Source organism: Paenibacillus sp. 01T424, assembly GCF_056398745.1.
Window position 1 is genome coordinate 41,825 of sequence record NZ_JBFTPZ010000029.1, and the last position, 21,119, is coordinate 62,943.

Genomic DNA, 21,119 nt, shown 5'->3' on the forward strand with positions numbered 1-21,119 from the left:
GAAGCCGCAATACCTCCGCCTTTTCATTCATGGCTTGGGCCGGCTTTATCATTGCCATTCTTGCTCAATATATAGGTATTTACACGCTTGAGGAGCCGCTTTACGTCAAAGGCTACTACGCGATTGCCGGTGCTTTCTTAATCGTTTCTTGCCTCGTTTTGCAAAAGACCATTCGGGATAATGAAGAAGACAGCGTGCATACGAAAACAGAAGATTTAGAAAGCTAGAAAATAATAAAAAGCCTCCCCATTAAAGATGAATTGGGGAGGCTTTCTTTCGATCAATCCGTTTAGCTATTCGACTTTAATAGAATCAAAATACTTCTCTTGCACGACCTTGGCAGACTTGTCGAGCAAGCCTTGAAGATCTGAACCTTTTTTGGAGAAAACCTCTTGCAGCACATTCGTTACTTCGCCGTAGTAATCCTGCGTGTTGTATTGCGCTTCAGGTTTGCCGTCAAGCAAAGAATCGGATTCTGCGTTATATTTGTAGACGTTATCGTATTTATCAAATATAGCCTGTGCTTTTTGTCCATATTCCGATGAAGGGCTGTAATAGTTCATTTGTGGCGGAATATAATACTTTCCTTCTGTTTGGCGTTTTTGAATATCGGTTTCAAGAGACTCTAGACCTTTATCGGTAAAGTAATCGAATGTAATATAGCGGAAAGCAATTTCTTGTTCGTCCTTCGTCGCATTTGGATTGATGACGAGGTAATCGCCGCCAAGCACGCCTGTATGCTTGCCGCCTTTCTCTGCTGCCGGCATCGGGAATGTCAGTACATCCTCTGGCTTCAAGCCGCCTTGGTTGAGTGCCTGCTCAAGTACACCCTCAGCTCCCGCTATAACCATAGCCGTACGGCTTTGTCCGAAAGCGCCGACAGCATCGCCCCATCCAAGTGCCCAGTCCTGCGGAATTGCATTTGCTTCCCATCTAAGCTTGTTGTAAAACTCTAGCGCCTTCAAGCCTGCCGCAGAATTAAAGGCTGCTGTTACTTTGCCGTCAGCGATCGTCTGAACATCGCCGCCTGCCTCAAACAAGAAGTTGGTCCAGTTCCAGCCTGCTTCTGTACCTTTGCCCATTGGCGCAATACCTGCAATGCCTTTCTTCGGATCAGCTACTGCTTTCGCAGTGTTGTACATATCGTCCCATGTCCAGTCATACGATGGAATCGGTACACCTTTCTCGTCAAGCAGCTTCTTGTTTACAACCGTAGTTGTAACATAGGCTTTCTGGGATACCCCGAACACCTTGCCGTCAATGATAAATTGGCTTTGCAGCACAGGGTTGATTTGATCCTTGAATGGATAACTGTCCCACAGCTCCGTAATATCGGCTACCCAGCCGCGCTCCTGCAAAAACTTAGCTTCTGTTGCCCAAGTGTTGAAAAATGTCGGCGCTTCGTTTGCTGCCATTTTGATGCCGATTTCGCTTGGGTTGTAGTGCCAGTCGCTTTTTACGATTTCCACATTAGGATAAACCTCGTTAAAACGTTTGATTTTGTCATCTTCCAGCTTGCGGTTCTCAACCTGATCCGGCAATGGATAATAAATGCTGATCGTAATTTTTTTGTCTTTAATATCTTCCTTCGGAGGGTCTGTTTCCTTGCTGCCTGCATTGTTTGTCGCTGCATTCGTTGGTTTATCGGTTTCTTTTGGATCGTTGGTCTCCTTGCTGCCACCGCTGCAAGCTGCAAGAATTGAGCATATCATGACCAAACAAATCAACACTGCCACGTTTTTCTTTAGCATCGATATTCCCCTTCACCATTCGTATTTTCACTACATCCTCATCATAAAGGAGACGTTTTCATTTGGGCGAGGTGTATTCTTATTCTGATCATGTGTATGTCTACGAACTGCTTATCCCTTAACCCCGCCAAGATGAAGTCCGCGCATAATGAACTTTTGGAACGCCAGAAACACGAGAATCGGCGGCAGCATCACCATCGTAAGGATAGCGAAACGAATATTCAGATTGAGCCTTTGCGCACTGATGACGTATTTATATACGGCTGTCGCAAGCGGATATTTCTTATCGCTGTGCATCACAAGCGAAGGCCAGAACCAATCGTTCCATGCCGTTGAGAAAACAAATATTGCGAGCGTGGAGAAAATAGGAATGGAAAGCGGAATCGCGATAAGGCTGAAGCATTTCCAGTCTGACGCACCGTCGATTCGAGCCGCTTCAATCATTTCATGATGGATACCATCGAAAAAATTTTTAAGCAGCAGCAGATAGAATGCACTCGCACTGGCAGGCAGCCAGAAAGCCGCATACGTATTAAGCAAACCAAGATCCTTCAAATTAAGAAAGTTTGGAATGATATAAGTGCTCGGCGGTATGAAAAGAGTAATCATGAAAAAAAAGTAGATTCCCTTCTGATACGGAACATTAAGCTTGGATAGGCTAAAGGCTGCTAAACCGAGCACGACGATGGTCATAATCATATTGCCGCCAAAAATCATAAGCGTGTTTTTCAAAAACTGCGGCAGGTTAATAAAATTCCAGCCTGTTCGGTAGTTGTCGAAATGCCACTCCGAAGGCAAAAAGTGCGGTGGAAACGAGTTCACTTCGGTGTTTGCTTTCAAACCGTTAAACAATGCAGTAGCAATGGGATAAAGCATCGAGGCAACCATTGCAATAATGACAAGGATAATAAGCAGAAAACCTACCTTGTTTTTATTTCTGCGCAAATCGTGACTGGATAATATCCCTCTGTCTAAGCTCTTCATCACTTGCTCGCCCCCCTGTTGTTCAGCCTGAATTGTAACAGTGCCAATCCGCCAAGGACGACGAACATAAGTACACCCAGCGCAGAAGCTACCCCGTAATCAAGCTTCGTAAATGCATATTTGACGATAAACAGCGAGTAAGTGAGCGTTGCTTTGTTCGGACCGCCGTCAAGCAAGGCCAGCTGAGATTGGAAACCTTGCGTCGTTGCAATCAACTGCAAGAGGAACAGAAGCAGAATCAAGCCGCGAATCGACGGAAGCGTAATATGCCAGATACGGCGGAATATGCCTGCGCCATCAATTTCTGCTGCCTCATACCAGTCCCGCGGGATACTAAGAACAGCAGCCAAATAAATGAGCATGCCTGAACCGAACTGCTGCCATGTTTCCATGACGACAAGCGAAATCATCGACCAGCTTTTATTCGTTAGGAAGGCTATTTGATCAAGCCCCGCTTCCGTCAGCAATCCGTTAATCGGACCTACCGGATCATAGAACCATCTCCATAAGCCGTATAACACAACAGCAGGCACGACGTTCGGCAAATATGCCGCCACGCGAACGAAGCCTTGAAAGCGACGCAGCTCTGATATCGCGATTGCAAACAGAATAGGAACCCAAAAGCCGATAACCATACATAAAAACATGTAGTACAGCGTATTTTTCACACCAATCCATACATCAGGATCGTTAAAAATCGTCTTGTAGTTATCAAACCCCACGAACGTATTTCCCTTTACAAAATCGATCGTATAGAAGCTGTAAATAATGCCTTTCGTTATCGGCACCCACAAAAATAAAATAAAAATGATAGCTGCGGGCAGCAGAAACAAATAGCCCGAAATATGTCTTTTCCACCTGCCAGCCTTCCTCTGCACCTTGCTATCGAGCGGCTCGCCTACTACAACGGATTGTTCCATCTGAGTTTCCCTCATTTCTTTTCTATTGCTCTATACCATTCTAGAAGCAAGGCGGCTAACTGGTAATGTGCAAATCTAAGACAATGATAGCTATTTTTACTTCTTCTTATTTCTTGTCGTCCTTCTTAAGCTCGCTTGGGCTCATCCCATAATATTTTTTAAATATTTTGCTAAAATGCTCAGGAGATTCATAGCCGACACGCTCCGAAATCTCGTATCTTCGCAAATCGGTAAACAAAATAAGCTTCCGACTCTCCTCCATTCGAAGCTTTATTACATACTCCCATAAGTTATAGCCTGTATCCTTCTTGAACAAATAGCTTAAGTAATTCGGGCTGACATGATTTTTCTGTGCGACCTCATGCAGCGTCAGTCCCTTTTGAGCAAAGTTGCGATCGATATATGCYTTCGACTTCTCTACAATGAGGCTATTTTGTTCGCTTAGCTCTTCGGCAGTAGGATCCTGCGTATAGGTGCTCCAATTAAAATCACCGTAATAAAAAACATAATGATCACGATGCTCACGGTTCCACAAGATCGCTTTGCGCGCTTGTTCGCTGAGCATGCCCACGAAACCAATGCCTCTCACAATTTGACTAATGCCTATGACACAGTGCAGCCCGATAAATTTATGAATGTTGTAATGGAGGCTGCGCCCGATCATATCCAATTGATTAATTTTGTTGACACTAGCTTCTCCAAACTCGTTCTCGTCCCATTGAATTAGTACACTAATCTCCTGATTGGGGGAATAGAAGGCCACATGATTCCATTCCTTATCCAGCAGCTCGTTCGCAATGTTCAATGCAGCATATTGCAGCAGCAGTGCATCCCTATTTGGGATCTGCCGATCCTTATCCGATAAATTCAGGCGCAGCTTAATGACCGCATAATAAGGCCCGTTCAGCTTGATTGCGTAGCGCTCATACAGCTTCTTCGCTATTTCCTCGGGTGTCTCCTCGGAGCCTGACAGCAGCTGATTAAACAGCTCCGTTCGCTTCGGGAGCGGCTCCTCCATATGGAAATGCTCTTGCAGCTTGGATAAGAACTGATCCTCCGTTGCCGCAGGCTTATTCATTTTGAGCAGTACATTTCGGACGGAATCCAGAAATTGATCGTTATTAAGCGGTTTAATCATATAATCCTTTGCACCGAGTCGTATCGCCATTTGAGCATATTGAAAGGTTTCATATGCGGAAATGATGATCGTCTGAACCCAAGGCTTCAGCAGCTTAGCCTGATGCATTAGCTCAATTCCATTCATCGAACCCATTTGAATATCTGTGATCAGCAGGTCAATTTCTTCAATTCTCAAATAATCGAGCGCTTCATATCCGCTGTGCGCCATATAAACATTTGCTAAACTAATGCCGGAAGCAGACAATAAACTGCATAAACCCTCACATATTAAAGGCTCGTCATCTACGATCAATATATTGTACATTTATAATCCTCCCCGTCCGCATCCCAATGCTCACTTTGTCTCATCATAGCTCGTTGGCAAAATAATCGTCACCGTCGTGCCGCCGTTGTCTCCGCGCTTGTAGCTCATTCCATATCCATTGCCAAAATGAAGTTGAATTCGTTGTTGGATGTTACGAATCCCATAACCTAAACTATGATCCGACTTGTCATTGCTTAATAAACGCTCAATTGAGGCATAATCAACTTCCTTATGTCCGTTGTCCTCCACCTTGATCGTAACCCGCTCGCCCTCAACTACGGCCGAAATTTGGATTTCGCCATCCTCGCCCATAAATTTAACGCCATGGATAATCGCATTTTCGATAAGCGGCTGCAGCGATATTTTCGGAATCATAATCATTCTTGCGGCATCGGAAATGTTCCAGTGCACTTGAAACTCATATTTGTATCGCTTTTGCTGCAAGCTGACATAAGCGGATGCATGCTCAAGCTCCTCGTCCAGCGGAATGAGCTCTCTTCCTCTGCTTAGGCCAATTTTCATCAGCTTCGATAAGTCCTTAATCATTTCTGCGGATTCCGTATTTCCTTCAAGCGAGCTCTTCCAGTAAATACTCTCAAGCGTGTTGTACAGTAGATGTGGATTAATTTGCTGGTAAAGCAGCTGAAGCTGCGACTCCTTCTGCTTGATGTCCATATGGTATTTATAATGAATAAGCACATTCAGCCTGCGGGCCATGTCATACAAAGCGGCAAAGAGTACGCCGACCTCGTCATTCCGGCCTTTTCCCGGCGTCTCCGGCACTAGCCTTCCTGGCTCATAGGTGCGAACAAATTGCGCCAGCTTCTGAAGCGGCGTCATAAGCGATCGCCAGAAATAAACAACAACGACGCAGCCGAACAATATATAAGCTATAGAAATGAGCTGGATGACATGCTTGAGCTCGCTTTGCTGCTTTAATAACGAGCTGATCGGAATTTGATAGACAAGTTTATTGTTCAAGTTGCGGTTATAATTGACCACATAGATGTAATCAGAGGTCATGACATCAAAAGTGCCCACCGCTTCCATCCCATCCTTAATCTCTGTTGCAGGCGGCAGTACATACGTCTTCCCCATCAGACTTGAATCAGTCGCTGCGAGCACGCGGTTCGACCAATCCATAAACATGATCTTGCCGTCTGGCAGTGAAACGGATTTCAGCGATTCGCTAATTTTCATATCCATCTTTGTTGCGACCAAAACGCCAATGATACCGTTTCCAATAGATACATTGCTAACGGCACGAATATAAGCAAGCGTGCTGATCTGCGATAACCCTACATTTGAATCAATAATTTCCATGTAACCTTTGCTCTTATAACTGACCGCATCATCGTACCAGCTTGGCTTCTCTGCATCGGAGAAAAAATAAACCCCGGTTTGTGTCAACTGACGCTTCGGTGCAAAAAAATAGTAATCATTCGGGTCATAAATATACAGCGAATAATATACGGCTTCTCCTCCATTAAGAGGAATCGAATTACTCGCAAGCAGCTTGTCGACCTTATCGTATTTCCGTACTCTCTCAATCACCGTTTCTGCCCCTGTAGGGACAAGCTGCTGTGTAATTGGATTTTGAATAATCGTCGTCGTTATTTTGCTGATCGTATCCATGTCACGATTAATGACGGTATCGTTTTGTTTGATGAGCTCCACATATGCGCTCGTCACATGGTTTTTGAGCAAATGCTCTGCTTTCATATTGCCGTACCAATGCAGTAGAAAAATCGGACTCACCATCACGAGAAACAAAAGTATCAATTGCTGCTTTATGTTCAATTTTGTCAAAGGATTGCTAAGACCCGATCGCATGCAGGCACCTCCGGTTAATAATTGTACTATAGCAAAAAAAACAGCCAAACAGAGTGGCTAGATCTACCCTTTTCAAAAGGGACAATGGAGCAAAATCGTAGAAATACACATACTTCATACAAAAAAAATGCTGCTAGTCAACAGATGTTGGTTAGCAGCACTTAGGATGGTATATTTTAAGCGATAATTGATTTGATATGTATATTTCTCTCCTGGCTTAAATCCAAGAAATAATCTGCCAGCTTGATAAGAGGCGTCTCAATATTGTGCGGATTGATGTACACGACCTCGCCTTCTCGGCCATCCGTCAGAAGCACTTGTTTGCCGACTAATCGCTTCATCAGGTTTTCAATAAATACCGAGATAATTTGCGGGTTAAGAACGCCAAACTTCCCATCTGTCATCTGATTTACAATTTCATGAAAGGATAATGGCTCGTGATAAGGACGCTTGGAGGACATCGCATGAAAAATATCCGCAACTGCTACGATAGAGCTGAATAAATCGATATTTTCCTTTTTCAGTCCGAGTGGATAGCCGTTCCCGTCCTCGCGTTCATGATGCTGAAGCGCAACACGAGCGATTCGCAGGCTTAAGCCCGTCGTACCCTTGAGCAGCTCATAACCGTAAATGGTATGCTTCTTAATTAATTGAAATTCAACCTCATTCAGTTTGCCCGGCTTGTTTAAAACCTCTAGCGGAAGCTTTACTTTGCCAACATCATGCAGGGTAGCAGCAAGTGACAAAATCGAAAGCTCTGAATTGTCCAGATTCATCCATCTTCCGATAAGCGTCGATATGACGCCCACACCTACGTTATGCTCATATACATAATCATCCTTGGCTTTCACCGCTTCGAATAATTCGAAAATATCCTGATTTTTGGATAGCTGCAAAATAGCTGGCAGCACCTCATTGCGAATCTCCATTAACGGGACCTTACGTGATACTAAGATCGATTCAAACAGCTCTTTTGAGATATTAACCGTTTGCTGAACAAGCTCACCAATTTGAATGCTTGATTGCTGAATCGGCTTATGCTCATAAGCAAGGGCAATCGATGATAAATCTATCCGATGGTTTATTAATATTTGTATTGATTCACTAGTCAGAACAGAGTCAGCTGGTACAATCGTAACGCCATATGCGTTCAAAATATCATATTTCATTTTTTTCCCGATCAACTGTTCCATGACTTCACTCCCTCGGAATTGACGTTTCCAACATTTAGTTTACCATATCTTATTTAGGAAGGGTCTATTAAAATTAGAAAGATGAGAATACATAGAAAAGGCCAACGGATTAGAAAGGCTAATCGGTTGGCTTTTTCAGAATCAAGTCCTGTACAGCTATCTTAAAATCCAGCATAAAACATTAAATATTGATCTGTATTCGCTTTCCAATAATTACGATCATGGCCGCCAGATGAGGTATGAAATTGTACATCAATGCCCTTTGCTTTAAGCTTTGCATATAATTGATCGGTAGAATTAATAACATGCATCATATCTTTATTACCATAATCCAAATAAACCTTTAGATTTTTCAATTCCAGCTGATCTACAAGATAAAGCGGATCTGTCTGCTTTCTCATTTCTTCATCTTTGAATAACCAGCCTAACTTCTCTGTAGAGTCCATAAACATGGCTGGACTATGTCCACCACTTTTGCTGAATAAATCCGGGTGCGTAAATGCTAAAAACAACGCTGCAAAACCGCCCATAGAGAGTCCTCCAATATATCGACCTTCTCTATCGGCGATCGTACTGTAATGGGAATCCACATAACCGATCAAATCCTTGGTCAAGTAATCCTCATATCGCCCGTATTGACGTCCATCCTTGGAATACGTTTGATCAGCGTAATTCGTGCCGTAACTGTTGTCATACTGAGGCATAACTATAATTAATGGCTTGATTTTCTGGTGCTTGATCAATTGAGTCGCCTTATCGGACAAGCTCATATCTTTATTCCACGTTTTCTCATTACCTCCTCGACCATGCAGCAAATAAAGGACAGGATAGTCAACGGTTTCCGTATATCCAGCAGGTAAATAAACTTGCAGTTTCATATCTTTATGTAATGCTTCACTATTCATCGTCATTTTTTCCACACGCGCTGCTGGAAGAGCTTTCGAGGACAATGCTTTATTTTCGCTAGTGGCTGCAGTACAGCCGGAATTCGTTAAAACACTGCACAATATCATACTCACAAGTAATATATTCGAGATAAACCTTCTTTCCTTTATTACCATTTTCCACCTACTTATCCTTATTTATATAGCAAAATAATCATACAACCCGTAACTTTGATTAACAATACGTCTAGCGACTGAAATCGTGAACGCAGCTAGCTGCACATAGAAAAAGAAATAACCCAAGGGAGATTCTCGTAAAATGGTGTACTACAACCATTACAAAACAAGAATCACACCATGGGTTACACATAACAGCATGTTATATTAGCATAACGGCATTTTATGAATTATAGTTCCAACCATACTTCCATTAGCTGATCCAGCTGCTTTTGGCGCTCCTCCTGCATATTCCAAATGGATTCAAGCGCAGCTGGATCACCCATTGCCGCGATTTGCTCCATTTCCATATTGCCCTCTAGCAGACTAGCTTCAAGCCTCGCGATCTCTTGTTCCAGCTGTTCCTTCGTACGCTCCACTCTTCCACCATGTTTCGGCTTGGTATGCTCAGCTAATTGCCTCGGATCTCGCACAACATGATCTGTTTTAACGGTAACATTGTTCTCGTTCGTTTTATAAGGCTTCCGCTTCGACTTAAAGTCATCGTAATTGCCCAAGTAAGTGTGAATGGCTCCCTCATTAAGCTCCCAAACTCGTTCAGCCAGCCGATTGATAAAATATCGATCATGCGAGATCGCCAGCACCGTTCCATCATAGTTTTCCAATGCTTCCTCCAGCGCCTCGCGGGAGCTGACATCAAGATGATTCGTTGGTTCATCCAGCAGCAATAAATTCGGTTTTTTGCGAATAAGCAGCGCGAGCCGAAGTCGTGACCATTCCCCGCCTGACAGCAAATGAAGTGGTTTAAATACATCCGTTCCATAAAACAAATAGCTGGCCAGTATATTCCTTGCCTCGCCTTCCTCTAAACCGCCCTCCGTTTTAAAAAATTCAAGTACGCTGAGCTGCTTATCGTCAACCTTCTCTTCTTGAGCCAAATAGCCGATATGAAGACGGGCTCCTAGGACTAGCTGTCCATCATCTGGCTGAAGCTCGCCAAGCAGCATCTTAAACAACGTCGTTTTGCCTGAGCCATTGTCCCCGACCAGCACAACCTTCTCACCATAGAATAAGCTGCCCTCAGCTTTATCCAAAATAACCCGATCACCGAATTGTTTAGTTACATTCTCAAAGGTAATCGCCTTACGTCCAGAGCGATCAAGCGCTGTAAGCTCGAAATCAGCGGTCTTCGGATCAAGAACCGGTCGTTTAATCATTTCCAACTTTTCCAAAGCTTTGCGCATGGAAGCGGCGCGTTTAAAAAACTTCTCATTGTCGCCGATACGCCCCCATTCCTCCAAGCGCTTAATCGTTTCCTTCATCTTCTTTATCTGTTTCTGCTGCTCTTGAAAATTCGCAAACTGCTGCAAGAGAAGCTCCTCTTTCTCCTTCACATATCCGCTATAGTTTGTAAGAAAGGTTTGTGCTGTACCATCCTCAAGCTCAATTATTTTGGAGCACACCTCATCAAGAAAATAACGATCATGCGATACGATGACACATGCGCCATCATACTGCTGAATAAATTGCTCCAGCCACTCCATCCCCCGCAAATCCAGATGGTTCGTGGGTTCATCAAGCAGCAGCAAAGCCGGTCGGACAATCAACTGGGAGGCAAGTGCAATCCGCGTTTTCTCACCGCCGGACAGGCTGCCAAAGCTTCGTGAATAAACAGCTCGGTCGATACGCAAGCCCGTTGCGACCTGCTCAATTGCCGTATCCATCTCATAACCGCCGCTTCTCTCGAACCTTTCCTGAGCCAGCGAGTATGTTTTCAGCAAACGCTCTAAAGCAGCTGAATCAGCAAGCATTTGCGGACTCGACATCTCTATTTCCATCTGCGTCATCTGATGCTTGCACGCCATTAAGTCTTGATAGCCATAAGCCAAAACTTCATACACGGTCAGCTTATCAAATTCGGCAGGTGTCTGCGGCAAATATCCGATTGCCAGCTCCTTCTGTACTGTAAGCATTCCCTCATCTACCTGATCATGACCTGAAATTAGGCGAAGCAATGTCGATTTTCCGCTTCCGTTGCGGCCAATCAACCCGATCTTTTCGCCTGCTTGTATTTGCAGCGTAAGTCCATCAAATATCAGATTCGCGGCGTGGTATTTCTTTATTTCCTGTATATTAACAATAATCATGTGAAGAGCCTCCTGTTAGATGAAGACCCTGACTCTTAAACACAACAAAAAAAGAGCCGCAGCAACAAGCCTGCGACCCTTCGGATGGTAAAGCTATCCGTAGTGGTTAAAGTAGGCGTCTTCTCGCGAATGGTTTAATCGTATGAGCATAATTGGACAGACCTCTCCCGTTCGCGGAAAATGTATGAACAATGCCAGCCATAGCAATCGGCAGCTGGCTAATACGGTTATTGACCATTTCGTGATTCACCTACTTCACCTCCCTTTCATTCATTCCTTTTAAAATAACATAAGGGCAAGTATTCTTGCAATAGCCAAACCAAATTTTGTATTTACAAGGAGTAAGCGTACATGATGTCGAAGATGACATTGTGAAGGAGGCTTATATATGGATAGATTTACACATCTTGGGGTTTACGGCATCTTGAAGAAAGACGATAAAGTATTGCTCATCAAAAAAGGCAGAGGGCCGCATACAGGGAAGTGGGATTTCCCAGGAGGGTCGATTGAATTTGGAGAAGAGCCTTATCAAACACTCATTAGAGAGTTTGAAGAAGAGACAGGAATTTCAGCGTTAACTGGCACCATCAAAACGACATTGTCATATACGCTGATCTGGCCCTTTAAAGCGGATAAATTAGAAGAGATGCATCATATCGGCATTATTTATGATGTAAAACTAGTAGATGATACATTTAATTTAAGAACGGATGGCGATGGTCAAGACTCGTTAGGCGCAAAGTGGATTCCTATGCGTGATTTAATAGATATGCCCGTAACTCCGTTTGTAAAAAATATATTTGGCTAGCCGTACATTCCTTATTATTAAACGGAAAGGTGGTATTCAAGTGGAGCTTTATTTTAAAGGCAACTTCTTTAATGCTGGAGAAACAACGATTATGGATGCAAATGGAGCCTCTGCTGGAACTATAGACTTACAAAGCATGTTCAGTGCGATGCTTTCTGTTTATGAATCCGACCTTAGACTCCTCTACAGTGGAAAATTCCGTCTTTTCTCTAGTAAATGGGAAGTTCGTGACGCCGCAGATTCAATCATTGGTGTGCTGAGAACCAGATTTACTTTTTTCAGCAAACGATATGAATACGACGCTGGGGAGCGTGGTCTTTTTCAAATTGAATCTCCTGCCTTCTCTTATGTTTATTTGATCATGGATACGTCAGGGAAAGAGGTTGCTTCCTTTGAAAAAACGAGCACTTGGCTCCAGTCGGGAGCCTTCCGTCTCCACAATCTCTCAACCGTGCTTAATAGCTATGAGCTTATTGCAGTCGTGATGGGTGTTCATAGCATTCAGAAGGCTGCGACAAACGCAGCAGCTACATAGTATTCTTCTTCGTATGAGTAGTTTTACAGCTTTTTGATCATTTTAAAATTGTTTAATTTCACACCTCTCCGTTCCACAACTTGTGACTCGACTTCCCGGTATTCATGACGTTCAAAAAATGGTTTTGCTGTTATGCTCGCATCTGTTTTTATCTCATTTACCCCTAGTCGACCAGCTTCAGCTTCAATTTTTTTCAATAGGGCTGAAGCTACGCCTCTTCTCTGATAATCCTTATGGACATACATTCGATCCAGTTCCCCTCCATATGTCATATCAGCAAATCCTACAATTTGACCGCTGTTCTCAGCGATAAAAGTAATATTTCGATCCATGGATTCCTTCCAAGCTTCGATTTTTTGGTCTGTCTCATCTTGTGGAGCCCAAGCGTTAAGCTGATCTTTTGAATAATGTTGTTTGTTTACTTCATGCACCGTTTCATAGAATAGGGAAACAACCTCACTAATATCCTCTTCAAGGAACCTTCTAATATTCATACTCATTCCTCCAGCTGGATTTTTATGTATAAAAGTAATCGTTTTGCACACTATAAACATATTGCCGTTTTCTATGCGGTCAAAAACAAAAACATGATGAATGGGAGAATACGATGAGAAAAATATCTATGTTAGTCTGTTTGCTATTCCTGACCCAAACATTTGGAATTGTATCAGCACATCCAAATCCAAATGCTGAACCTGCTGGAGTACTTGTCACTATAATTAACAGCGAAGGCCAACATATTGGATCCGCTCAGCTCACCCAAAAAGCTGACAAAGTATATTTGCACATTGAAGCGGAAAAGCTTCCTCCAGGCAAGCATGGTATTCACTTTCACAGCGTGGGCAAATGCGATACTCCTGATTTCAAAACAGCTGAAGCTCATTTCAATCCAGTGAATAAGCAGCATGGCTTTAACAATCCAAAAGGCTACCATAACGGAGACCTCCCCAATATTACGGTAGGTGCCGATGGCAAAGTGAAGGCTGATATCGTAAGCAGCGATGTGACGCTCTTGAAAGGCAACCCAAATTCCTTATTAAAGGACGGCGGCACATCCATTATCATCCATGAAAAAGAAGATGATTATGTTACCGATCCATCTGGAAATTCTGGCAATCGTATCGCTTGCGGAGTTATCCAATAAGCTAGCGTGAAAAACGAGAGGCTGTCACAAGGAAATAACCTTGTAACAGCCTTTTTTTGATCTCGATATTTATTTGTTGTAAGCCCGCTGACGCAAGCTTTCGTACAGCAAAACCGTTGCTGCCATCGCTACATTTAACGACTCTGCTTGTCCAACCATCGGAATAATGACCGTTTCATCCATGAGTGCGCGAACTTCAGGAGACAGCCCTTCTGATTCGCTGCCCATCAGCAGCCATGTTGACTGTGTCCAGTCGTAGCCATAGCAGGTATGCTCTGCTTGTAGGCTTGTCCCAATAAGCTTCATGCCTTTTTCTTTCGCTTCGGGCAGAAGTTCTTTTAAATCCGCTTCTATAATAGGCAGATGGAATAAAGAACCCATCGTAGATCTTACGGTTTTCGGATTGTAGAGGTCCACGCAGCCTTTGCCCAAAATAACAGCATCTGCGCCAACCGCATCCGCGCTGCGGATGATCGTTCCCGCATTTCCAGGATCTCGTACGCCGTCAAGCACAACGACAAGCCCGTTTTTGCGATATAATGCCTCTTTATGTACGGACAGCTTTGACAAAATAGCAAATACAGGCGGAGGCGTATCCGTTCCTGTGCATTTTGACATGACCGATCGTGAAGCTTGAACCCACTCCAAACCGAGTGTTGCCTCCGTATCATTCGTTTCTCGCTCCAGCTTAAGCTCTGCGGGAATACCACGTTCTGCATCATAAACAATCGTCGTTACTTTAGCTGTACCTCTCAGCGCTTCCAATACGAGATGAACGCCTTCAATCAGAAATTGGCCGCTGCGATCACGGTATTTTTTGTCTAGCAGCGATGCCCACTGCTTGACTCTGTCATTTTGTACAGATGATAGCAAAGAATCAAAATTTTCATTCATAGTTTGATTTAACCTTCCGAATATGCAATTTCTAAATTTGTTAGATCTGAGTTTTTACCTACAATAACAAGAATATCATCCCTGCCAATTAAATCGTCCGCATATGGAGCGATGTTCATGGTAGAGCCTGTTTTGATAGCCATAACATTACATTTATACTTCGCCCTAATATCGAGCTTCTTCAAGCTTTGTCCAATCATTGGCTCGGGAGCTTTAATTTCAATGATGCTGTAATCGTCTGATATCTCGATATAATCAAGAATGTTAGGCGACACAAGATGATGTGCAACGCGCAGCCCCATATCCCGTTCGGGGAAAACGACCTTATCGGCACCAATTTTGCCTACAACTTTACCATGAAGCTCGTTTTGAGCTTTGACGATTAACGTTTTTACTCCTAAATCCTTCAAAATGAGCGTCGTCAAAATGCTTGACTGAATGTCTTGTCCTATGGCAACGACGACAACATCAAAATTCCGAATACCGAGCGCTCGAAGCGCTTCCTCATCCGTTGAATCAGCGGATACTGCATGAGTTACAAAATTAACGACTTCTTGTACTCGCTGTTCGTTCGAGTCAATAGCTAATACCTCAAAGCCCATATCTGTCAAAGCTTTTGCAATGCTGGAGCCAAAACGCCCCATTCCAATTACTGCGTATTGCTTCTTTGCCATCGATACATAATCCTCCTTACGCGGATGATTGCTGCAGTTATTTAGACAGTATACCATAGCTTGCTCATTCGGATGAAAGAAGCATGCACTGGACATAGTAAATAAGTAAATCCCAATGGGCAGGAGGCTGTTTAGTTTGAAAGAAATTGATCTGCGTCAAGCAATCGTTATGCGTGTGCAGGATAACTCTGCGAAAGATCTATCAGAAGTAATTGAAGACTCAATTGGCGCGGATGAGCGTGCTTTGCCGGGGCTTGGTGTACTTTTTGAGATGATCTGGCAGCAATCCACTGAGCTAGAGCAAGAGCGAATGGTTGATTCCTTATATAGGCATCTTCATCATTCTGAGCATGCTAATCCGTCTCAGTAACGCACAGCTGCAGAATAAACAATTTGGCCTCCGATAATGGTAGCTGTTACCCAAGGCAGGCCATCATAACGATCCACAATAATTAAATCCGCTGCTTTGCCAAGCTCTATGGAACCAATGTCACCATCCACGCCCAATGCCTGCGCTGGATGTAATGAGACCATCCGTACCGCAGCTGGCAAAGCGGCAATCCCTTCATCTGCAAGCTTAAACACAGCTGACAGCATAGAAGATGGATGATAGTCTGAGCATAAAATGTGGGCAGCACCAGCAGCAATTGCGTCAACCGCCTTTAAATTGTTGTCATGAGACGCGCCTCTTACAACATTAGGAGCACCTACACAAACATGAAGCCCTCGATTAGAAGCATATTTTGCCGTAACCATATTAATTGGAAACTCACAGACAGAAACCCCATAATCAAGCGACTCATCTACCTTCTCCACCGAATCATCGTCATGTGAGGCAACGGCTATGCCAGCTTCAGCTGCAAGTTTGCTCAGATTCTTCAAATGATCACCGTTTACCAGTTGCCTTTGCTGAATGAGATTATCAACAATTGCACGTACCTCTACAACGCCTACACCCTGATTCTTCATTACATAACGCTCAAATGAGCCGTGTTCACGATATTGGCCTTGCCCGGGTGAATGATCCATAAACGATAAATAATCAATCGCTTTCTCATTCAAGAACCTTTCAACAATGGGCATACCTGCCAGATGTGAAACCTCAAAGCGCAAATGTATACGATTGCGAATCATCGATCGTTTATTGCGATAGCTGTTAATATGCTCAATCATCCCCGTTAGCAAATGATCTCCTCGCAAACTAAGCCCTACGCCAAGCGATAATGAATGATACATCGTAGTTATGCCATGCACCGGAAGCTTCCGTTCAAACTCCAGCAATGCCATATCCAAAGGAAACAATGTATTGGGACGCGGCTGCACTTCTTTCTCAATCGCATCGCAATGAATGTCAATTAGACCTGGAAGTATGTATTGCTGCTTCGCATCTATGTTTATAGACTGGGGGTGCAGCTTTATCCAATTGCTGATTGCCAATTCATCGTGCAGCACAGCAGTTATTCGCCCATCGATAATAGCAATTGCCCCATCAGCCATTTGGCCAGGCAAAACGATCTTTCCGTTCGTAATGATCATAGGCTCAGTGCTAGCTCTCATGCGATTATCCATCGATATACACTTCCCCCGCACTAAAATGATTGTAATGATTTTACCATATTTTACTTAGAAAAACATACCTAGGAGTTAGATCCTTGATATTTGTAAAAAATACATTAATTCCTCTTTTATACAGATCCAAAGCTTCTATATTATGCTCGAAACAAGCAAAAAAACCGCAAGAATAATTCCTCGCGGCTTTGAAGCATAATAAAGGCAAGAAGCGTTGCCTTTCGTTTCTCATTTTATTCTTCAAGAGGTATTAGCTTGTAAATATCTCCATTTTCAAAAGAATCGATTAAACGATCCAGCCATTTGTAATATTTTAAAGCCTCATCAATCTTTTGTGTATCATTATCAAGCACATCCAGGAAAGCTTGTTCACTTTCGTATTGAAGCTTTAGAGCATCGATTTCCTTCATTGATCGGTTTAGGGCACTCATATTTTGCTCGACAGCTTTTCTCCATTTAATGGAGAAGTAGTCCGTAAAGTTTTGATGCCAGTTCGGCTCTACTTCATATAAGTCTTTTCTTGAGCCTTTACCCCATACTTTATTTATCATCTTCAGATCATGCAGCGTACGCATGCCAGTACTCATTGATGTCTTGCTCATGCCCATCGTCTGGCTCATCTCATCAAGTGTAACTGGCTCACGATTAAAGTACATATTGCCGTACAAATGACCAATGGATAACGTAATGCCGTACAAATCCATGTTTTCACCAATTGATTCAATGACGCGGCGCCTTGCTTTATGCAGCTTGTTTAGCTGCTCATCTGTTAATGCTGCAAGCTCATTCATGTCGTTCCTCCTGAGGAGTGTCTTTCCCCTATCATTCTTACATCAATTATTGTAATCAAATGACCATCCATATGTAAAGAACACGTTTGATACGAAAAAGGGAGTTATCCAGAGTATACAGTATGTAAAGTTCGTAAAGTTATAACTGTACGTAGTATACAGAGTCTCACGCCTTTTGACCATAACAAACATAACCAACTAAACTTATGGGAGTCGAAATATTCCAAAGGGGGCACAACATGGCGATTATAGAAGCCAAGAGGCTGACCAAAATTTTCGGAACAGATCCGAAAAAGGCGATCCCGCTGCTGGATAAAGGATGGTCTAAAGAGAAAATTTTTGCAGAAACAAAACTTACGGTTGGGGTGAACCAAGCCAATTTCTCGATTGAAGAGGGACAAATATTTGTTATTATGGGCTTGTCGGGTAGCGGTAAGTCGACACTTGTACGTCTTCTCAATCGATTAATTGAACCTACTTTAGGTCAAGTCCTGTTTAACGGGACAGATGTACTTAAGATGTCACCAGAGCAGCTGCGGCAATTTAGAAGAAAAAATGTAGGTATGGTATTTCAGAAGTTCGCACTGTTTCCGCATCGCACCGTTATTCAAAACATTGAATATGGACTAGAGGTACAGGGCATCGATAAGAAAAAACGCAGAGAAATGGCGATGCATTCGCTAGAGCTTGTTGGATTGAAAGGATGGGCAGACAGCTATCCTGACCAATTAAGCGGCGGTATGCAGCAGCGCGTTGGACTCGCAAGAGGACTTGCTAACGATCCGGATGTTCTGCTTATGGATGAAGCATTTGGCGCACTCGATCCTTTAATTCGGAAGGATATGCAGGATGAGCTGCTTGAGCTTCAATCCAAAATGAAGAAAACAATTGTTTTCATTACCCATGACTTAAACGAAGCACTGCGGATCGGTGATCAAATCGCTTTGATGAAGGACGGAAGCATCGTCCAAATTGGATCACCTGAAGAAATATTGATGCAGCCAGCGAACAAATATGTTGAGCGTTTCGTCGAGGACGTTGATTTATCCAAAGTATTTACAGCATCACATGTCATGATTAAACCTGAAACGATAACCATCGAGAAAGGTCCGCGTGTTGCTTTGCAATTTATGCGTGACCGCGGAGTATCGAGCCTTTACGTTGTCGACAAAGGTATGCGCCTGCTTGGCGTTATAACGGCAGAAGAAGCAGCGAATGCAATTAAAAACGGCCAAAAGCTTGAAGATGCAATGGAGCGAGAAGCACCATTCGCACAGCCGGATACGCTGCTTAATGAGTTGTTTGAATTAATGAGTAATTCGAAATTCCCCATTTCCATTATTGATGCAAACGGGCGCCTTAAAGGCATCGTCATCAAGGGCGCGGTTCTAGCCGCATTAGCTGGAAATTCCGTATTAGAGGCTGGTGAACGTATTGAATCTACCTAAAATCCCATTAGCTGACTGGATCGAATGGCTGGAAGCTTGGTTTGAAGCTCATTTCGACCCTTTTTTCAAATTAATACGCACAGTTGTCGGCGAAACTGTAAATGGCTTGGATGTCGCTCTCAATTGGTTTCCAGCGCTAGTGCTTATTTTGATATTCACTATTTTGGCTTGGCTTATCGGCAAGTGGAAAATGGGAATATTCACACTTATCGGATTGCTAATCATAGAAAACCTCGGCTTATGGAGCCAAACAATGCAGACACTAGCCCTCGTTTTGACTGCAGCTTTCATATCCGTGCTGATTGGCGTTCCTATTGGAATTTTGTGTGCTCGCTACACCAATTTCCAAAAAATCATTACACCATTGCTTGATCTTATGCAGACGATGCCAGCCTTCGTTTATTTGCTCCCAGCTGTAACGTTCTTCTCCTTGGGTGTTGTTCCTGGCGTGATCTCTTCGATTATTTTTGCAATCCCGCCAACGATACGATTAACGAATCTTGGCATTCGCCAAGTCCCTGCCGAATTAGTAGAAGCAGCAGATGCCTTCGGCTCTACGCCAACGCAAAAATTATTCAAGCTGCAGCTTCCTATTGCCATGCCAACCATTATGGCCGGCATTAACCAGACCATTATGTTGTCACTATCGATGGTTGTCATTGCATCCATGATTGGTGCTCAAGGTGTAGGAGCTTATGTATATCGTGCAGTGACGCAAGGAAATACCGGCGTTGGGTTTGAAGCTGGTCTTGCCATTGTTATATTAGCCATTATTTTAGACCGACTGACCCAACAAATTATTCGTAAAAGCAAAACCACTTAAACTAATTTATAAACGTTAAGCGCATGCTCAATGCTAGTTTGCTGCGTTAAATTTGAGCGCATGCTTACGAAGTATTTTGCTGCGCAAAATTTAAGCGTATGCTTTCGATGTTAGTTTGCTGCGCAAACTTTAAGGAGTGATTTTTTGAAATTTAATAAAATGAGTGTAATTGTTGCTGCTGTTATGACCATGGCTTTAGTCGCTGGATGCTCTTCGAACAATGAAGGCGCAAAGAAAAAAGTAACGCTTGCTTATGTGGCTTGGGATTCTGAGATAGCAAGCACGTATGTTGTGAAGGAAGTACTTGAGCAGAAGCTTAATTACAAAGTTGATATGATGCAAGTTGATGCGGGGCCTATGTGGGCTGGTATTTCTGACGGCAGTGCAGATGCGATGGTAGCTGCATGGCTTCCTACAACACATGCATCGTACATCGAAAAATATAACGGTAAATTTGATGATCTAGGACCAAATCTTGAAGGAACAAAAATTGGTCTAGTCGTCCCTAAATATATGGATGTTAACAGCATTGACGAGCTTAACGATGCCGTTGGCGCAGAAGTAGATCATACGATTATCGGTATTGAGCCGGGTGCTGGTCTTATGATGTCGACAGAAAAAGTATTAGATCAATATAATCTGCGAGATAAATGGAAGCTGCTTGAAAGTTCCTCCGCAGCGATGACTCAGCAGCTTGAGAAGGCTTATGCTAACAAAGAGCCGATTGTTGTGACAGGCTGGACACCGCACTGGATGTTCGCCAAGATGGAGCTGAAATATTTGGCAGATCCTAAAAATGTATATGGCGGAGATGAACAGATTCATACAATCGCCCGTCAAGGCCTAAAGGATGATCTTCCTGAAGCTTATGCATTCCTCGATCAGTTTAATTGGACGCCAGATGATATGGCTTCCGTTATGATCAAAATCCAAGAAGGCGAAACGCCAGAAGCAGCTGCTAAAGCTTGGGTTGAGCAAAATCCTGACAAGGTTGCCGCTTGGATAAAATAATAGCCAACATTCGAAAGAAGCTGTCTCAAAAATATTCAGATCGATGGATCAATAGCTCACTTTGGACAAAATGTTGGAGAGCATGAAAA

Annotated in this window: 22 protein-coding genes; 8 read left to right on the plus strand and 14 right to left on the minus strand. The window is 43.3% G+C overall.

What is annotated here, in order from left to right; translation table 11 throughout:
- Positions 1-29 precede the first annotated feature (29 nt).
- Positions 30-227 carry a YiaA/YiaB family inner membrane protein gene (locus AC1DPK_RS21430; RefSeq protein WP_256711064.1) on the plus strand — a complete coding sequence of 66 codons (198 nt, stop codon included), beginning with the start codon at positions 30-32 and terminating at the stop codon, positions 225-227.
- A 66-nt stretch (positions 228-293) separates the two neighbouring features.
- Here the strand turns inward: AC1DPK_RS21430 and AC1DPK_RS21435 are convergent, their stop codons facing one another.
- The 9 genes from AC1DPK_RS21435 to AC1DPK_RS21475 all read right to left on the minus strand — a co-directional run bounded on the left by AC1DPK_RS21435 (position 294) and on the right by AC1DPK_RS21475 (position 11,583).
- The gene (locus AC1DPK_RS21435) at positions 294-1,751 is read right to left on the minus strand and encodes an ABC transporter substrate-binding protein (protein ID WP_477511573.1); all 1,458 of its coding nucleotides are present in this window, start codon (positions 1,749-1,751) and stop codon (positions 294-296) included.
- A 111-nt stretch (positions 1,752-1,862) separates the two neighbouring features.
- On the minus strand, positions 1,863-2,735 hold the full coding sequence (locus AC1DPK_RS21440; RefSeq protein ID WP_076271011.1) for a carbohydrate ABC transporter permease: 873 nt from the start codon (positions 2,733-2,735) through the stop codon (positions 1,863-1,865).
- Positions 2,735-3,655: a carbohydrate ABC transporter permease gene (locus AC1DPK_RS21445; protein WP_477511574.1), complete on the minus strand. Its 921-nt coding sequence runs from the start codon at positions 3,653-3,655 to the stop codon at positions 2,735-2,737. Before AC1DPK_RS21445 ends, AC1DPK_RS21440 begins: the two co-directional genes overlap by 1 nt.
- A gap of 106 nt (positions 3,656-3,761) precedes the next feature.
- Positions 3,762-5,099 carry a response regulator transcription factor gene (locus AC1DPK_RS21450; protein ID WP_477511575.1) on the minus strand — a complete coding sequence of 446 codons (1,338 nt, stop codon included), beginning with the start codon at positions 5,097-5,099 and terminating at the stop codon, positions 3,762-3,764.
- Between the two features lie 30 nt (positions 5,100-5,129).
- The gene (locus AC1DPK_RS21455) at positions 5,130-6,932 is read right to left on the minus strand and encodes a sensor histidine kinase (RefSeq protein ID WP_339207479.1); all 1,803 of its coding nucleotides are present in this window, start codon (positions 6,930-6,932) and stop codon (positions 5,130-5,132) included.
- A gap of 176 nt (positions 6,933-7,108) precedes the next feature.
- Complete coding sequence (locus AC1DPK_RS21460) at positions 7,109-8,125, minus strand: HD-GYP domain-containing protein (RefSeq protein WP_477511576.1); 1,017 nt, start codon at positions 8,123-8,125, stop codon at positions 7,109-7,111.
- A 161-nt stretch (positions 8,126-8,286) separates the two neighbouring features.
- Positions 8,287-9,186 (minus strand): alpha/beta hydrolase, encoded by a 900-nt coding sequence (locus AC1DPK_RS21465; RefSeq protein WP_477511577.1) that lies wholly within the window; start codon positions 9,184-9,186, stop codon positions 8,287-8,289.
- 230 nt (positions 9,187-9,416) lie between these two features.
- Positions 9,417-11,333 (minus strand): ribosomal protection-like ABC-F family protein, encoded by a 1,917-nt coding sequence (gene abc-f, locus AC1DPK_RS21470; RefSeq protein WP_477511578.1) that lies wholly within the window; start codon positions 11,331-11,333, stop codon positions 9,417-9,419.
- 106 nt (positions 11,334-11,439) lie between these two features.
- Positions 11,440-11,583 (minus strand): hypothetical protein, encoded by a 144-nt coding sequence (locus AC1DPK_RS21475; RefSeq protein ID WP_179089924.1) that lies wholly within the window; start codon positions 11,581-11,583, stop codon positions 11,440-11,442.
- A gap of 138 nt (positions 11,584-11,721) precedes the next feature.
- Here AC1DPK_RS21475 and AC1DPK_RS21480 point away from each other — a divergent pair, with 138 nt between their 5' ends.
- Together AC1DPK_RS21480 and AC1DPK_RS21485 are read left to right on the plus strand one after the other, a co-directional pair.
- Positions 11,722-12,141, plus strand: a complete 420-nt coding sequence (locus AC1DPK_RS21480) for an NUDIX hydrolase (protein WP_477511579.1) — start codon at positions 11,722-11,724, stop codon at positions 12,139-12,141.
- 40 nt (positions 12,142-12,181) lie between these two features.
- Positions 12,182-12,676: a hypothetical protein gene (locus AC1DPK_RS21485; RefSeq protein ID WP_477511580.1), complete on the plus strand. Its 495-nt coding sequence runs from the start codon at positions 12,182-12,184 to the stop codon at positions 12,674-12,676.
- A gap of 23 nt (positions 12,677-12,699) precedes the next feature.
- On the opposite strand, the gene AC1DPK_RS21490 is transcribed toward AC1DPK_RS21485, so the two are convergent.
- Positions 12,700-13,170 (minus strand): GNAT family N-acetyltransferase, encoded by a 471-nt coding sequence (locus AC1DPK_RS21490; RefSeq protein ID WP_477511581.1) that lies wholly within the window; start codon positions 13,168-13,170, stop codon positions 12,700-12,702.
- 113 nt (positions 13,171-13,283) lie between these two features.
- Between AC1DPK_RS21490 and AC1DPK_RS21495 the strand changes: the two genes are divergently transcribed.
- Entirely contained in the window at positions 13,284-13,820 is a 537-nt protein-coding gene (locus AC1DPK_RS21495; protein ID WP_477511582.1) for a superoxide dismutase family protein, read from the plus strand.
- 69 nt (positions 13,821-13,889) lie between these two features.
- Here AC1DPK_RS21495 and AC1DPK_RS21500 read toward each other — a convergent pair whose 3' ends face one another.
- Together AC1DPK_RS21500 and AC1DPK_RS21505 are read right to left on the minus strand one after the other, a co-directional pair.
- Positions 13,890-14,714: a TrmH family RNA methyltransferase gene (locus tag AC1DPK_RS21500; RefSeq protein WP_477511583.1), complete on the minus strand. Its 825-nt coding sequence runs from the start codon at positions 14,712-14,714 to the stop codon at positions 13,890-13,892.
- Between the two features lie 8 nt (positions 14,715-14,722).
- Positions 14,723-15,445 carry a potassium channel family protein gene (locus AC1DPK_RS21505; RefSeq protein ID WP_076271060.1) on the minus strand — a complete coding sequence of 241 codons (723 nt, stop codon included), beginning with the start codon at positions 15,443-15,445 and terminating at the stop codon, positions 14,723-14,725.
- A 79-nt stretch (positions 15,446-15,524) separates the two neighbouring features.
- Here AC1DPK_RS21505 and sspI point away from each other — a divergent pair, with 79 nt between their 5' ends.
- Positions 15,525-15,758, plus strand: coding sequence for a small acid-soluble spore protein SspI (gene sspI, locus AC1DPK_RS21510; RefSeq protein WP_144376885.1), 234 nt, complete (start codon positions 15,525-15,527; stop codon positions 15,756-15,758).
- Here the strand turns inward: sspI and AC1DPK_RS21515 are convergent.
- Together AC1DPK_RS21515 and AC1DPK_RS21520 are read right to left on the minus strand one after the other, a co-directional pair.
- Positions 15,752-16,957 (minus strand): alpha-D-ribose 1-methylphosphonate 5-triphosphate diphosphatase, encoded by a 1,206-nt coding sequence (locus AC1DPK_RS21515; protein ID WP_477511584.1) that lies wholly within the window; start codon positions 16,955-16,957, stop codon positions 15,752-15,754. The two genes, sspI and AC1DPK_RS21515, sit on opposite strands and share 7 nt — an antisense overlap.
- 233 nt (positions 16,958-17,190) lie before the next feature.
- The gene (locus AC1DPK_RS21520; RefSeq protein WP_477511585.1) at positions 17,191-17,748 is read right to left on the minus strand and encodes a GbsR/MarR family transcriptional regulator; all 558 of its coding nucleotides are present in this window, start codon (positions 17,746-17,748) and stop codon (positions 17,191-17,193) included.
- 239 nt (positions 17,749-17,987) lie between these two features.
- Between AC1DPK_RS21520 and AC1DPK_RS21525 the strand changes: the two genes are divergently transcribed.
- The 3 genes from AC1DPK_RS21525 to AC1DPK_RS21535 all read left to right on the plus strand — a co-directional run bounded on the left by AC1DPK_RS21525 (position 17,988) and on the right by AC1DPK_RS21535 (position 21,030).
- Positions 17,988-19,196: a quaternary amine ABC transporter ATP-binding protein gene (locus AC1DPK_RS21525; protein ID WP_441879374.1), complete on the plus strand. Its 1,209-nt coding sequence runs from the start codon at positions 17,988-17,990 to the stop codon at positions 19,194-19,196.
- On the plus strand, positions 19,183-20,019 hold the full coding sequence (locus tag AC1DPK_RS21530; RefSeq protein WP_076270998.1) for an ABC transporter permease: 837 nt from the start codon (positions 19,183-19,185) through the stop codon (positions 20,017-20,019). Before AC1DPK_RS21525 ends, AC1DPK_RS21530 begins: the two co-directional genes overlap by 14 nt.
- A gap of 144 nt (positions 20,020-20,163) precedes the next feature.
- Positions 20,164-21,030 (plus strand): glycine betaine ABC transporter substrate-binding protein, encoded by an 867-nt coding sequence (locus tag AC1DPK_RS21535; protein WP_305953912.1) that lies wholly within the window; start codon positions 20,164-20,166, stop codon positions 21,028-21,030.
- The last annotated feature ends 89 nt before the right edge of the window (positions 21,031-21,119 follow it).